This is a genomic window from Bradyrhizobium genosp. SA-3, assembly GCF_004212635.1.
Lineage (GTDB): Bacteria > Pseudomonadota > Alphaproteobacteria > Rhizobiales > Xanthobacteraceae > Bradyrhizobium.
The window spans coordinates 13,391-28,265 of record NZ_PSRT01000111.1 but is presented as its reverse complement, the minus strand read 5'-3'; the positions used below and the strand labels follow the sequence as shown (position 1 = coordinate 28,265).

Annotated in this window: 12 protein-coding genes; 4 read left to right on the top strand and 8 right to left on the bottom strand. The window is 58.5% G+C overall.

The features are described from left to right. The coding region (locus CWO91_RS30975; protein WP_130219082.1) for a hypothetical protein at positions 1 to 1,917 on the bottom strand (1,917 nt) is incomplete at its 3' end. 461 nt (positions 1,918 to 2,378) lie between these two features. On the opposite strand from CWO91_RS30975, the gene CWO91_RS30970 reads away from it, so the two are divergent. The 4 genes from CWO91_RS30970 (at position 2,379) to CWO91_RS30955 (ending at position 7,728) form a co-directional block, all read left to right on the top strand. After that, positions 2,379 to 3,347 carry a glycoside hydrolase domain-containing protein gene (locus CWO91_RS30970; protein WP_130219080.1) on the top strand — a complete coding sequence of 323 codons (969 nt, stop codon included), beginning with the start codon at positions 2,379 to 2,381 and terminating at the stop codon, positions 3,345 to 3,347. An 813-nt stretch (positions 3,348 to 4,160) separates the two neighbouring features. Then, positions 4,161 to 5,738, top strand: coding sequence for a hypothetical protein (locus CWO91_RS30965; RefSeq protein WP_165405841.1), 1,578 nt, complete (start codon positions 4,161 to 4,163; stop codon positions 5,736 to 5,738). Positions 5,739 to 5,746: 8 nt separating this feature from the next. Beyond that, positions 5,747 to 6,121 (top strand): hypothetical protein, encoded by a 375-nt coding sequence (locus CWO91_RS30960; RefSeq protein ID WP_130219076.1) that lies wholly within the window; start codon positions 5,747 to 5,749, stop codon positions 6,119 to 6,121. 437 nt (positions 6,122 to 6,558) lie between these two features. Beyond that, positions 6,559 to 7,728 carry a hypothetical protein gene (locus tag CWO91_RS30955; RefSeq protein WP_130219090.1) on the top strand — a complete coding sequence of 390 codons (1,170 nt, stop codon included), beginning with the start codon at positions 6,559 to 6,561 and terminating at the stop codon, positions 7,726 to 7,728. Positions 7,729 to 8,813: 1,085 nt separating this feature from the next. Here the strand turns inward: CWO91_RS30955 and CWO91_RS30950 are convergent. The 7 genes from CWO91_RS30950 to CWO91_RS30920 form a co-directional block, all read right to left on the bottom strand. Further along, complete coding sequence (locus tag CWO91_RS30950) at positions 8,814 to 9,554, bottom strand: SDR family oxidoreductase (RefSeq protein WP_130219074.1); 741 nt, start codon at positions 9,552 to 9,554, stop codon at positions 8,814 to 8,816. A gap of 132 nt (positions 9,555 to 9,686) precedes the next feature. After that, positions 9,687 to 10,061, bottom strand: a complete 375-nt coding sequence (locus CWO91_RS30945) for an AtuA-related protein (RefSeq protein WP_130219072.1) — start codon at positions 10,059 to 10,061, stop codon at positions 9,687 to 9,689. Next, entirely contained in the window at positions 10,058 to 11,467 is a 1,410-nt protein-coding gene (locus tag CWO91_RS30940) for an acyclic terpene utilization AtuA family protein (protein WP_130219070.1), read from the bottom strand. The genes CWO91_RS30945 and CWO91_RS30940 overlap by 4 nt, the downstream gene beginning before the upstream one ends. A 1-nt stretch (position 11,468) precedes the next feature. Then, positions 11,469 to 12,254, bottom strand: a complete 786-nt coding sequence (locus tag CWO91_RS30935; RefSeq protein ID WP_245471438.1) for an enoyl-CoA hydratase/isomerase family protein — start codon at positions 12,252 to 12,254, stop codon at positions 11,469 to 11,471. 2 nt (positions 12,255 to 12,256) lie between these two features. Next, complete coding sequence (locus tag CWO91_RS30930) at positions 12,257 to 13,051, bottom strand: enoyl-CoA hydratase/isomerase family protein (RefSeq protein WP_130219068.1); 795 nt, start codon at positions 13,049 to 13,051, stop codon at positions 12,257 to 12,259. Between the two features lie 135 nt (positions 13,052 to 13,186). Further along, complete coding sequence (locus tag CWO91_RS30925; RefSeq protein WP_130219066.1) at positions 13,187 to 13,807, bottom strand: TetR/AcrR family transcriptional regulator; 621 nt, start codon at positions 13,805 to 13,807, stop codon at positions 13,187 to 13,189. 43 nt (positions 13,808 to 13,850) lie between these two features. Further along, complete coding sequence (locus tag CWO91_RS30920) at positions 13,851 to 14,717, bottom strand: SDR family NAD(P)-dependent oxidoreductase (protein WP_130219064.1); 867 nt, start codon at positions 14,715 to 14,717, stop codon at positions 13,851 to 13,853. Positions 14,718 to 14,875: the final 158 nt, after the last annotated feature.

Genomic DNA, 14,875 nt, shown 5'->3' with positions numbered 1-14,875 from the left:
ACTGAGACGGCGATTCCGGTTTGCGCGCGTCACCTCCTCGCCGTGGAGGAAGAACGGCGTCTCGGTCACCTGGGCAGGGCCGCCGTCAATGAACACGATCGGGGGTTCACGCTGCAGATCGGACGCAATTTGCTTCTCGCGCAGAATCTGCGTCCTCCTGGGATCCGGCGTGCCGTCGTTCTCGGACGGCGCGTTCGCGAGTTCGTCGAGAACGGCGTCAAACGCCTGACCGGCATCGGGGACCGGATCTTGGGATCCCGGCAGCGCGCCATGCAGATCAAAGCGATCGATGCGTGACGCAACGCGCGGGATAGCCTCGCCGCGGCGCGGCAGCCGGGCCCGGCCGGCGACGCCTTTGGGATCCTGCTCCGCGCCGAAACTATCCGCACGCGTCGGATCGGCGGTATCGAACGTTACGTTATAGCGGATGCGGATATGGCCGTTGTCGTCGCTGGCTCCCTTCGGCACGTTGAGATCGAGCGCGCCAACCCGGACCATGCCGCCGACCAGATCGTTCTTGATCTCCTTGTCGGTTTCGATGGTGACGACGATCTCGGGTCGGCTGCCCGGATTTCGCCGGTCGATGTCGAACCATTCGAAGGTCTGGTTCAAGCGCTGACGTTCGACTGTAACCTTGAGCCGGCGCCGGACCATCTTGTCGTCATGAGTGATCAGTCCGTGAAACACCGCATCGGCGGCAAATTCGATCTGGTCGGCATCGTTGGGACGAAAGCCGATCAGGACCGGACTGGACAACTGCGATTCCTTCGGCTCCTGCCGTTGCTGGACGACGTCGAACAGGAGATCGAAGGCGGGCAGTTTGTCGCCGGTCTTCACAGGGCCGATATTTTCCAGGAATGGAACGAAGGAGAGATCACGCGCATCATCCGTGGTGCGCAGCGCGTCGAGATAGGGCCTTGCAATCAGCTCGTTCCAGATCGCGGAGAACACGGTGGCCGGCACAGGTCGGGCGCGCATGTACCAGCAGAAACGGCTGGCTTTCTTTACGGTACCAACGCCGAGGAAGGCGTCGTTGCGGACATCCTGGATGAACTCGACCGCGATATCGTCCCGGAAACTTGTGTCGTCGGCCAGAAAGCAGTCATCGAGACGAAGGTCGGCCAGGGCCGGCGCCGGCTTCGGTCCGATTGCGACGATGGCCGAGATGCAGCACGAGCCGAAAGCCGTGTCCTGCGCGGTGGGCCGGATGCCGACCGGCTTCAATCCGACGGCGCGCGGCTTGTCGAAGTTGAAGTCGCCGGAATTGTGGGCCGGAATGGAAACCCTGTCCTTGAATTCGACATTCTTCGCGTTGCGAAAACAGGCAGCCAGCAGCGGATAATCCGCGCCAGGAAAATGGGGGCTTGCATTGGTGCCGAAAATATCGAGTTCAAAGCTTCGGCTGGCAGATTGATCGGTGAACTCCTTGAGCGAGAGCGGCTTCGGTTTCTCATTCGCATCGACATAGTGCGCTTCGTCCTGGGGTGGGGCATCGCCGGAGCCACCGCCCGGATGCCAGGTCCTGTACTCGAGGTGATAGTGATCGACGCGCAGCGAGCCGTCCACGGCAAAGAGCGCCGGCGCGAACCTCATGGCGATGGTGCAGATAAAATCCGGACCGATATCGGTCTTGCTTCGTGGAATGTTCTTGAAAATCAGCGCCGGAAACGGCATTTCGACGAACATCTCTAGACCGCCGCCGTCTCCTGGTTGAAGCAGACCGGCTTTCCCGCGCATGCGCATGCGCGGCCGATCCTCGCCCCCGTCGAAAAGCTCTACGCAGGAAAAGTATATCGGCGACGCATGCGTGAGCACGACATGTCCGCTTGCGTCCGTGCCGAGGCGTGCCACCTCGACCAGCTTGTCGCCCTGTATCTTCAGGAAGCGCGCCGCAAGTTTCTTGATGGTGCCCGCCATATTTCCCCCCTTACCCGAGCGAAATCAGGATTGCTGACTACTGCCCGCGGCACTTGCCGCGTTTGGCGCCGGCTCAGCTCAAGCAGTCCCGGCCTCTGCGCCCGACAGGCGACAGAGTTAGTATGTGCGACAGAATCTTTGAGACACGGACTTCGGAAACTGCCGAAGTCGAAAATGCCAACATCGCTCCTCAAAAAGCGCAGAACTTCAAATTGACCGACGGCAAAGCGTAAAGATCGTACAATCTGCGATTGTTATTGCAAAACCCCGATGAGTCAATCTAGAGTGAAATAAGTATTATTGAGATTTTAGATCGTCCGCCAAGCCTACCGTATTGCTTGGTCGCGGAGCAGCGTTCGCTGCGCATGCCGCGAGCGCGGGGCTTCTTTCGTCCCGCAAATTCCAAGTTGCCCACGGTGGGTCACTATTCTTAGTCTTGCGGCGCGCTTTTAGGAGGCGAGATGCCGTTCTATGCTGGCTTTGATATTCTTGAGTATCCGAAAATTGCTATGATGGATTGGCTCAATGCCAATACCAACCTTTATTGGTGCGGCTACTATCTCGCGCCGGCGCCAAACCGACCCACATCGCAGTGGATGGGAAACTATTCGAGGATCAAGAATAAGTGGGGGATATTGCCGATCTACGTGGGACAACAGGACGAACGAACCGGACACGACGGGTATGAGCCTTCGAGTACGTTGACGACTGCGCAGGGCGAGATCGATGGGGAGGATGCGTGCGACCTTCTGGCCGGCGAAGGTTTCCCACGAGGTTCGTTCGTCTATCTCGACTGGGAATACGGCGGTCTGGATGGCGAAGGAAGCAGCGACTACATTAGGAGTTGGGTATCCGCTGTTGCTGCGGACGGACGGGCCCAACCTGGAATCTATTGTTCACACGTGGTCGCAAAACCCATCGCCGACATCATTGACACAATCAATCCCACCCCATGGACCCGCTTTTTTTGCTGGAAGGTGAGCAGCGCCAATCCTCACGATTTTACGGGCGACATAGCGCATCTACCGGAACTCAATCCAACCGGTTGCGGGTTCGCCGGCGCACAAATCTGGCAGCGCGAACAGCAAGCTATTGTGAAATTTCCGAGTGGCACACCGGTCACCAAACTGATGATGGACTTTGGCACGTCTTCGCTTACCGACCCTGGCGCGCCATCAGAAACTAGCCGCATGATCGTACGAGCAAGCCTAGAGATCACGGAATCAACGGCGTACGTCCCTCAGTTCGCGAGAAAAGGCTCGCGAAGCGTCTCCAAAATGGAAAAGGCACAAAGTTCAGCAAAATCAAAGAAGGACATCGCGGCAGCCAAACGAAAAGCCGCAACGAAAGGCAGGTCTAAGGCGACGTTGTCCCGGAAGAAGAAGGCTCGAAGCAACAAGTCCAAGAGAGCCCTCAGAAAGCCTCGCTGAGGCGACAATAATCGCTGAAACTGAACGTTTGAATCGTCTGACAAGGGCGTTGATATCATCGTCACGAACAAAATGCCCTTCGGGGCTCCTCAAAGTCGAACGACAAGCCAATGCGGCGGTAGATAAAATTCCATAACAACGGGCAGCCGTTTCCTAACATGTCGCCGGATCGTCGGCTGATCGCCAATTGCTTCGTCGAATTTGACGGGAAGCTGGCCGTCTCTGTTAAAAAGAGGTTCAAAAGGGTTGTGGGTAACCCTGGGGTGAAGGGTGAGGTCCCCTAAGCGCACCGGCTTGGATCTCGCATCGGAAGATTTCGATCCTGAGGCCTTGCGCCGAAAGTAATCGATCCCGTTGAGGACGACCGCCGAACTGTTCGGCATGGAGTGACTGGCGCTCCGGGACCTCATCGCTGATGCGCGATCACGACGAACGTTCGACGATCACTTCGGATGCGTCCCACGCCTGCGCGATCGACAGTTGCCCTCCGAAGGCAAAGGTCACACGTTCGAATCGTGTCGGGCGCGCCATTTTTCCACCACGCCGGAGCAAAGATGGGCATCTGCCCCGCTGCTCCGCACCCGGGCCCACCGTTCCCCTGCGCGGTCGCATGCTCCCCAGCGCAGAGCATTTTCGACGCGGTGCGTTCGTGCACGAAGATGAATATCGTCGAATGGCTCGGGGCCGGCGAGCGTTAAGCGTTTTTGTCCATCAGATCCAACCGCGGTTCTTCCAACTCGCCGCGAAGTTCCGCATACTACGAGCCGGATAAAGACCTGCCGATATCAGCTCCTGTCGGAGAGCCATACTTCAATGCAACGCCGTCTGCTATCTGTGGCCCTTGCAGCTCTCATGGCCATCCTGACGCTGCCAATCTTCCTAGCGCTCGCAATCACTTCCGGCTTTATAGAATGGCTCCGTCAAGGCGGTCCTGCGGTCTTCTATTCGGCCTTTGATGTTCTTCTGTACTGGCACGACCGCTATCTGATCGAATTGTTCGATCGAGGGCTGAACAATCGCTTCATTAAGCGCGTTTTGGACGCCTCTGAGATCTACCATACGGCGGCTAGGAGCATAAAGCGGGAGTGGGCGTGGACCCGCTTCTACCAGGCCTACTCGAATCCGGTTCAGGGGCCTTATCGAGCCTTTTTCGTGGGGGCATTTTATGCCCGCGTATTTATTTACGGCGTCCACGATATTTTGGGCGAACGGCTTACAAATGTGAACCTCCTATTCGCAGGAGATTTTGTCTCGGCTTCCATTACTTATCTTGTCCTCATCAGACAGCCGCGCACCGCGATTGATTGGGTCTGGATGGTGATATTCACCGGCTTGGTTTTTCAGTTCATGATGCAGGTGATGGCGTATGCCGTCGCGCGGAACGAGATCACCTCCTTCCTAGTCATACTGAAAAAGCTGCGAGCGCATGGTGAGGAGATGGTTCGGCTTGAAGAGCGAGCGCTACCAACAGGGTGGGTGCCTTCAGATGTCATCGATAGCAAATTTGCTCGGTGGATGGCTCCACAGAGCAGCATAATTGAGCACGGGGACGAGTTGCCGGATTGGGTTGTAGCCGACATCCCTTCCATGGAGGGACGGCAGCCTCGCGTTTTCACCGTCACCCCTACCGAGGCCGGAATAAAGAAGGGCATTCCCAAGTTGGGGGGATCATACGCTTTGATGTCATTACAGGGAGAGCAGATAATTCTTTTAGACGAGCCCATCAGGCCGAGCAGCCCGTGGAGCAAGTTTAACGTCCTGCATGAAGCTGGACATCTACGCAACCCGGGACGGGTTGCCTATCTCGTTGCTCGCAACGGATGGATTTTCCCATGCGGTGCGCTCGCCATCGTCGAGCTTGCGTTGTGGTCGATGCAATCGGGACAACGGGATCTGATCGAATATCCCTTCCTGATAGTGTGGATTTGTTGTGTCTACTTGTATCTGAGATGGGCCGCGTGGGACCGAGACGGTCAATCGGAGCTTTGTGCGGACTTATACGCATTCTCTCACCTAAGTGACGAAGAAATAGAACTATCATATCCCTTGTGTAAGAGTAGTCTGAGTGCGAAGACGAATTCTAATAGCTCGCGTACGCGTATTGTCGCCAGACTTCGGCTCCTTGCCCTGGGAAGAATCTACGCCTCAGTCAAAAATAAACAGGTCGCGTGGCGAAGACTGGCTGAAAACCCTCCCTATCGGCCGCGGATCGCGACCTTGCTACTTTCTGCCTCGATCGCGGTCGTCGCTTACGCAGCGACGGTGACGTGGTACAGCTGTATGGTTATGTTCGTGGTCGACGTCGTCTTGAGCAGGCAAACAAGGGCCGACTCGAGGAGACTTCGCGTCCTCCGTGAGGAGTTGCGCACTTGGTTGCCAGAAAAGGATTAGGATGAGCCATGGAAACGGAAGCAGCAAGGAAGATCCTGTCAGAAGCACTGCCGGTAGTGATGCCTCTTCAGTTCGAAATAGGACACAGTGGTATTGAGGAAGTGATCGAGTGTGCAGTCGCCGGTGAGAACGACATCCAACGGCGGTTCTCGAGGGAAGAAGGTGTCGCACCGAACGAAATCATCGATGTTCTAAAGGAATTGCTCCTCGGTGCACAAATTATCCTTGTCTGCGTGAAGATTTGGAAGGAATCGAAGACAACGCTGAAAAAGGACCAGCTAATAAAGTCATTCGAGCGCGAGGCAGACAATCATCTAAGAAAAAAATCATCAAAAGACATCATATCGAGGGTGTACGACTGGCTCTCGCGCGCGCCGAGATAGGACGAGTTAAATACATACCATATACGCGTTTCCGCAGAGCGGGCCGGCGAAGTGTTGAACTTCCGAGCGATCGTGCCATGGGCGGCGAAGACGCGAGGATCCGGATGAAGTGCGAGACCGAAACAGCGATGGATCAAGGATAGAAATTGCCTCCTCACACCCCTCGCAATCGACACGAAATGCGATTGGTTCGGCTTTGACCAGCCGCGTTGCCATCAGAGGTCCCTGAAACCAGCAAGGCTTCGGTCACCACCACTAAGTGCCGCCTCTCTTTTGACCTGCCGATTGGTCGTCTGGTTTCCCAGACTCGCAGTCGAGAAAAATGCCTGGAAACTTGCTTTTTACTCAGCTCCAAGAGCTTCAGCCCCAGTCCCTCCAGGAGCAAGGTGGGCGCCAGGGTTTCCCCACTATCTGGCTAGGAGCGAACAACGGTGGAAATGCCGACACCTTTGCGTGCGCGGCGCGTCACGCGCGAAGAGCTGTACCAGATGGTCTGGGATAAGCCGTTGATCCGGCTTGCCGAAGAGTTCGGAATCACCGGGAAAGGTCTGGCCAAGGTCTGCGACAGGCTGGACGTTCCTTATCCTCCGCGTGGCCACTGGGCCAAGAAGGAAGCCGGAAAGCCAGTCGTCACACTTAAGCTTCCACCTCGGCGGGACGGGATCCCAAACGCGGCAGATATCCACCCTACGCCGCCAAAGCCCGCGCCTTCCCCTGCAGCGGAACAAGGCGCCGCGACGGTGGCCGACAGCATTCGTGATGTCGCGGTACCTGAGAGCCACGATAACCTTCACCCACGCGTACAGGCCTGGATCGCCGATCACAAGAAGCGGCAGAAAGAGCGCGAGCTCGAGAACAGGAATCGCCGTCGGGACATCGGTTGGGCGTCACCCTTGATCCCTGATCTAACAGAGCGCGATCTGTATCGTTTCAGAGCCACCAGCGCGATATTTTATGCAGTTGAGAAGGCTAGTGGCACCATCGAGAAATCGTCAGCCGCAGGCAAGATAACGTTCTTGATCGACGGGCACCAAGTCGAGTGCTCAATCGTTGAAAAGATGGTGCAGTCCCTCAACCAATGGGAGGAACAACGCAAATGGACCGCTTTCACCGAGTATTGCAAGTCGGACCTGGATTCTTCAGGCTTTCTGCGGGTCGCCATCACGACCTACCTGCAAGCTCGGCGGCCTGAGTGGGTCGAATCGCAAAAGATCAAAATCGGACAACTCATGCCAACTATCGTCGGCGCGATAATGGCGGCAGGGCCGACCCTTGAAAAAATGAAGCGCGAACGCGAAGAGCAGCAGAAGCGCTATCATGAAGAGGAAGCGCGCCGTTACGAAGCCCGGCGATTGCGGGAAATCGACGAGAAGCGCTGGAACAAGTTTCGCGAGTACGCCGTCAATTGGGATGAGCGGGAGAGATTGCTGACTTTTCTTGCAGAGGTTGAGGCTCGGCTAGCGACCGAGGGTGACGTCACAGTCTCAGACCGCACGTTGAGGGCATGGGTCGACTGGGCAAAGGCGAAAGCGGAAGCTATAAATCCGTTTGGTGGGGGCGCTGTGGGGATGTTTGAGACCATTGCGAGGGTAAAACAATGGTCATAAGTTCCGCCCATTCACGACCGGCTAACGTGGGTCAGACCGCTTAGTCTGTGTGGTCAGCTTTAGAACTCGAATAGGTAATATTGAGCGATAAAGAGGATCTCAATAGCGCCCCCTCCGAAGGGGGTTGATCTCTTTTTTGCCTGGCGTCGAGCCGCTTTGCGCGCCGTGCTCTTCATCGCGACATCCGTCCTCCGACCCCACGCTCAGAAGCTACGGCGCGGGCGGTGACTAGGGGCAACATCACGAAACTAACCGCAACAGCCGTTGTCGCGCAAATCATTGATTTGTTGCCGGTTCGAACGATCGGATACAATGAGAACAGTGCAGCGGCGGAGAGAGTGTCAGTCAATCCTCATTGATGTACAGGACTGTTTTTCATCTCGGCGGGAGGCAACCTACGGTTTTCGCTACCGGTCACCCTCTTTATCCCTGGGGCGGGCGGCGCCTCAAGCTTCTGTGCAGGATAGCGTAGGAATGGGTGAGAGGGAGTAGGGAGGGATCGCTACATCGCTAGCCTCTGCTCGTCATGAACGGCCAGCGGGCCGGATTTGGTCGCCGGCGGGTGCGAACTGATTGAACACGGCAAACCAGCGGGCCGGACTTGCGGCTACCCTTCAGGAAAGCGAATGGCGCAGGCCTGCCTTGGTGTTTCGCAATGTTGGACGCAGTGCTCGATCAGCATCGGGGGAGGAACGGCATGAACGCGGATCTGACCGCTCGGATGCGCGCGACAAGAGAAAACTTCTGCTGACATCATTTTGTTCGCGCCTCAATTCATGAGTCGGCCGCCCCAAAAAAAGGCCGCTGCGGATTTTCTCCGACAGCGGCTTAAGTCTAGGGAGGAAGCAGACGAACCGGTCTGCCAGCGGATCGGGCCCTTGCTTCAAAGCGCATCGACTTGGCAGGCGGCAACATGACGTTTGTTTGTCGTGCCTCAATGTTCAAATTGCCGATTCGCCGATCCCACGCAGTTTCATCGGCATCAACGCGTGGCGATCTACACCATCTCGGCGTGGGTTGATGCGCTGAACAGGACGTTGGGCATTTCCCAAGGGGGCACTTGCGCCACGATCCGCCCGATAGGTTCAGTATCGGCCGCCGGTCACATGTAGTACCTCTCCCGTGATGTAGCTGGCCCTCTCTGAAGCCAGGAATGCGACGGCGTCTGCGATGTCGTGGACTTTACCCAGGCGCGAAATCGGCGTGGCTTTTTCGGCGGCTCCCCTGATCTTATCGAAATGAGCGAGAGCTCTGACTGCCTCTGTGTCGACGATGCCCGGCGCAACCGCGTTGACCGTCACGCCGAAGCGGCCAAGTTCAAGCGCCAGAGCGCGCGTGAAGCCGAGCAGCCCGGCCTTCGCCGCGGAGTAGTTCGCCTGTCCTGGATTTCCGAGATGGGCTCGCGAGGAGATATTGACGATGCGGCCCCAGCCGCGCTCGGTCATAAGGCCCGAGACCGCCTTGGTGCACAGAAAAGCACCCTTCAGGATGACATCGACGACGGCATCCCAGTCCGGCTCCGTCATCCGGCCAATGCGCATATCGCGTGTAAAGCCTGCATTGTTCACAAGGATGTCGACGCCGCCAAAGGACTCGCAAGCCTGCGACACCATCGCATCGATCGACGATTGCTCCAGCACGTCCGCGACAAGCGCCAAGGCCCGGCCGCCACTTCGCCGCAGTCGCTCGGCCTGTTCCTCCGCGTCGTTGACATCAACCAAGACGATCGAAGCTCCTTCGGCGGCGAAACGTTCAGCAATCGCCGCGCCGATGCCACGCGCTGCGCCAGTGACGATGGCGGTCTTACCGGCGATTTCGAGATTCATACGAAGCGTCTCCATCTGAAAGATTGTTTGGTGGCGCCGAGATCTGCCAAAGCCATCGCGGCCATCGAACGGGGGCCAATACCCGCGAACTCCACGATCTTCAGCGATTTCAGTGGACCCACAGCCTCAGACTTACTCTGCGAGCTCGAACGGTGGCCGCGGCGGCACGAGCGCCATCTCATTGTCACCGAACGGTATCTCCAGCGACTGGATCAGAACGCTCATCGACTTGCCGGTCTGATCGAAGCGCAACGTGCGGGTTGCCCCACCGTCGAGCGCCCGGGACATCACGATCTGCAGGGCATGGATGTTGTCCATCGGATGAATGACGATGTCACCGCGCACCATGTTCTTGAAGTATTGTTTCACGCGGGCAGGCGTCAGGCGCTCCTTAAGCAGGACATAAAGATCGGCGGAGAAAGCAACCACACCAATATTTGCGATATCCCCCTTGTCGCCGGAGCGTGTCATGGCGATGCGGTGCAGGGAGACAGAATGTGTGGTCATGCTGATGCCTCTCTAACATCGACGGAAATATCAACGGCCTCCCGTGGGATCAGGGTGGGCCAGAGCGAGATGACAGGGCGCACCGCGGGAGGGGCTCCCCAGCCCAGGCCAACCGGCCCGTACAGCGTGACGCGCAAGAAATGTGCGCGAGCGATTGTGGCCTCTTCCAGCGTTCGGGTGCGCAAGGCAATGCGGAAGCCGCATTCCCGAACTTCCGATTCCGGCGGATCGTCGAACATACCGCCTGAGATCGCGTCCACTCCGATTCGATCGAACCGCAGATCGAGCGGCACAATGCCGGAACGGGCCAGCAATTCCCGATAGATTTCCTCAGCCTTTGCCGCCTTCTCGAGCACATTCGGACGCCCGATCAGATAGATCACTTCGGCAGCGAAACCGTCTCTGTATCCGATCTGGACCTTGAGCGTGTCCGGGCGCGGCAAGCCGCGTCCGCCGGAGATGTGCACACGATTTCCGCCAAGGTCTTGAATCCGTAGCGCTGTCAAATCAGCGATGCCGTCGGGCATGACATAGCGCGACGGATCATGCACCTCGTAAACGAGGTGTTCCTTGACTGTCCATTCGTTGAGGATCCCGCCCGTGCCAGGCAGTTTTGTAACAATCGCCGAGCCGTCGGAGGAGACCTCCGCAATGGGGAAACCAATTTTCCAAGGCTCCTTCGATACCCTCCACAGATTGCTCATACCGCCGCAGACGAGTTCGGCGCATTCCACGATGTGACCGAGCGCGATGGCCGCGCCAATCCGGTCCACATAGGCCGGCTCGAAATTCCAGCCGAACTCGTGCATGAGCGGTCCGACGTACAGCGCGTTATCCGAGACGCGCCCGGCGATGACGATATCCGCGTCCTGCCTCAGTGCCTCGACGATTCCGTCCGCACCGATATAGGCGTGAGCCGAGACAATCGAACCGCGAATTTCAGAGAGATCGTCCTCGCCGGTGTCCAGGTTGGTGAACTTCCAGCCCTGTCGCATCAGTTCGTCGAGCTTTGCAGTGACGTTGTCCCCCGACACCGCACCGACGACGAGGTCGCCATAGCCCTGCCGAGCCGCAACCGCGAGCGTCTTGTCCATGGCGGCGGCACAGTTGGTCCCTCCGCCGTTGGTAATGATCTTGACCCCAGTCTCGTGCATCACCGGCAGCAATTGCTCGATCTGCGAGACGATGTCCGGAATATAGCCATGGTCCGGATTCTTGAGCCGCTGCCGCTCGAGCAGCGACATCGTCAGCTCGGCCAACTGATCGAAGCAGAGGTATTCGATCGCGCCCTCGTTCGCCAGCTTGATGGCTGCATCGAGCTCCGCACCCCAATAGCCGGCGCCAGCGCCAAGCCGCACTTTTTGGCGTGTCTTGCATTGGCCCTTGTCGCGTTCTGCTCTGTTCATCTCAGAAATCCTTTATTGCTGCGACGCGTCTTTCGGCAAAAGCCGCCATTGCCTCGGGAAAGTCATGCCCCTGCAGCAGCAAGGCTTGCGCCCGCCGCTCAATATTGAGAGCTTCGACGAAGCCGCTTTCGGCCGTCTCCCGAACAACCTGCTTTGCGCTGATAAGTGCGAAGAGTGAACGCGCCCCGATCTCCTGGGCCAGCTCTAGTGCCGTTTGCTCGACAGCTTCATCGGGTACTGCCTCGTCCGACAGCCCCATTGCCGCGGCGGACATCCCGTCGAGCTCGCGCCCGGTCAGAATCAGCTTGCGTGCCTGTGCTGCTCCGACGCGTCGCTGAAGCAGCCAGCTCGACCCTGTGTCGGGGCAGCCGCCGATGCGGATGAAGGCTTGACAGAAGCGCGCCGTCTGCGCGGCGATCATCAGATCGGCCGACATCGCCAGACTCATTCCAGCGCCAAATGCAACGCCGCGCACGGCGGAGATCACGGGCTTCGGAAATGTATAGGCAGCGAGAACAGCCCGGTTGACCGCCTCCATCAGGTCGAGACTGGCGCGAGCGCCATTGGCTACTATCGACCGGAACTCCTTGAGGTCGCCGCCACAGCAAAAGTGCTCCCCGCCGGTCAAGACCAGGACACGGAGGTCATCGCGCTCAGCCGCAGTGGACAACATTGCGGTGAGCTCCGCCGCGAAGGCGAGATTGAAGGGGTTTCTCCTCTCCGGAACGATGAAACGCAACCAGCCAACGCCATTGGCGGCCACCTCTAAATCCATTGTTTTCGGCATATTCAACGGCCCTCCCAGCGGGGTGCGCGACGCTCGGCGAAAGCTCGTGGCCCCTCGCTCGCGTCGCGGCTCCGGTATACTTCCTCGTGCAGGCGCACCGCCTCCTCGAAGCCCGCCTGACAACCCAGGTTCTGCCATGCTGCCATGCTGGCCTTGGCGGCCTTCAAGGACAGAGGCGCGCCAAGCAGGATGCGGGAAGCAATGTCATATGCTCGCGCCCGCACTCGATCCGGGGTGGGCTCTACGTAATTGACAAAGCCAAGGTCCCTGAGCCGCTCGATCGGCACTGGCTCACCAGTCAGGAGCATTTCGCTGAGCGTTGGCTGCGGAAGCATCCACAGCAGCGGAGCCGCCCAGGGTGAACCCCGCCCAATACGTGCCTCGGTGATCCCAGCGGAAGTTCCGGCGAGCCCGATCCGGATGTCGCAATTGAGCGAGAGCAGCATGCCTCCAGCCATGGCCGAGCCAGTCATGGCCGCGATGATCGGTTTGGTCACGCTGCGCATCACAGTGTGAAACGGGTCTTCCATCCTCGTCAGGATGTCGACCCCCTCGCTCTCAGCGAGTTCTTTGGCTTCCTTAAGATCCAGGCCAGCGGAAAAAACACCGCAATCGGCCGAGGTCAGTACAATGACTCCCACTCGGTCGTTGCTCTCGAGTTCGCGCCAAGTACGGGTAAGCCCATTCGCCGCGGCAACCGATAACGCGTTCTTCCTCGCGGGGCGGTCGATTGTGAGGATCGCGATGCGATCCTCAATCACCGTCCGGATCGGCTGACCTTCATGATCTGGAGCCAAGGCGCATTCTCCAATCTATCTAACGTTTGTTAGACTACTCTGCGTCGCTTGAGAAGTGCCCCGCAAAAAGATCTTGGCTTGGCACATGGGCCTATCTTGAGGAAGGCTCCTCAAGGTGCTCGCGGCGATCGCGTCTCATTGCTTGCGGACACCGCTGAGAATGAGCTGGGTGCACCGCTCGACCAGTTCGTTGACGGAATGCCGCTCCGGGTCAAACCATTCGACGGTCCAGTTCAACGCGCCCAGAACGAATTGGCGCAAGGGCTTCACCTTGATATCGCTGCGAAACGCGCCGGTTTGGACTGCCTGCCTGAACAGGTCATCCCAGAACATCCCGTACCGTCGGCGTTTTGACCGGTGGCGCTCCCGGACCGGCTCCGGTAGCTGCCCGTACACACGAATATTTACCGAGGTGAACTCGCTCCGCGACAGCAGCGTCCGCAGATGGGCACTCATGGCCGCGAGAATCCGGTCTTCGGCCCCTGCCTCGGAGCCACACTCCGCGACGGCCTGCCTGACCGCGTCGAAAATGCGTGCGAGTCCGACATCCAGGACTTCATCCAAGATCTCGTCCTTGGACGCGAAGTGATAGTAGATGCTTCCCGCCTGCATGTCGGCCGCAGCAGCAATCTGCCTGAGTGTCGTCGCCGCAAAACCCTGGTCGCGAAAAAGCTTGGCCGCCGCCGACAGAATGTGATCCCGCGGCAATTCGGCTTTACCGACCTTCGAAGCCTTGCGATTTGGTGAAACGGCCATTGAACCTCATCCCCACGCCGTCTCGCCGCGCGGTCAGCGGGATCTACTCAGCTGCCGGAGACGAGATTGAGTCGCCACGCGTGCGCTCCTTGAACATGATGTAGTCGATCATGTCACGCGCGTCATGCGCCAAATGCAGCGTCTCTCCACCGTCGATGTACCAGTCTTCACCGGTGATGAAACCTCCCAGTCGGGAGGCCAGGAAAATGATAGCGCCGGCGACATCCGCCGGCTCGCCGACCCGTCCCAGGACCGAGCGGTTGAAGCGGTGCCAATCTTCGGGCGGGATGGGATAGCGCCCCAGAGCGTCGGTCTTGATGGTACCTGGAGCGACGCAATTCAGGCGGATGCCGTACTTTGCCCATTCAAAGGCGAGCGTTTTCATCAGCGCGGTTACGCCCCCGCGCGCAGCGGCAGTATGGGCGAAACCGCCGAGACCGGAGCGGGTCACGGCGGTCACGAAGATCACGGCGCCGCCGTGTTCGAACATGAAATGCTCCGCGGCTGCTTTCGTCATCTGCCAGGAGCCGATCAGGTTGTTGCGGACGACCGCCTCGAAGCCTTTGTTGGTGATCTCGCGCGCGGGTGCCACGAACTGCCCGCCAGCATTGTTCACCAGCACGTCCAGCCGACCGAAGCGCTCCTTGATGGCGACCATCGCAGCGTCGATCTGCTCGGCGTCGCGGATGTCGCCGACAACGGCGAAAGCTTCACCGCCCTCGGCTCGAATCATGGCGGCACAATCTTCAATCGGTTCGATCCGGCGGGCGAACAAAGCGATTTTCGCGCCCGAGCGCGACATCTCGAGGGCGGTGGCGCGGCCCATCCCTGTTCCTCCCCCGGTCACGAGAGCGACTGCTCCTTTCATCAGGTCGGCGGCGAAGCGCCTTTCACTGGTAGTATCAGTCATTTTCTTCCCACCAGGCTCTTGCTCACATGGCATCCGATCGACTCATTCTAACAAGCGTTAGGTGGAATTGAAAGTCCCTAATCGCGGTCCTTCGGGGCCGCTCAACGCGTCATTGGGAGACACGCGCTGTGGAGTCTTCCGCTTCTAACCCGCGCCTG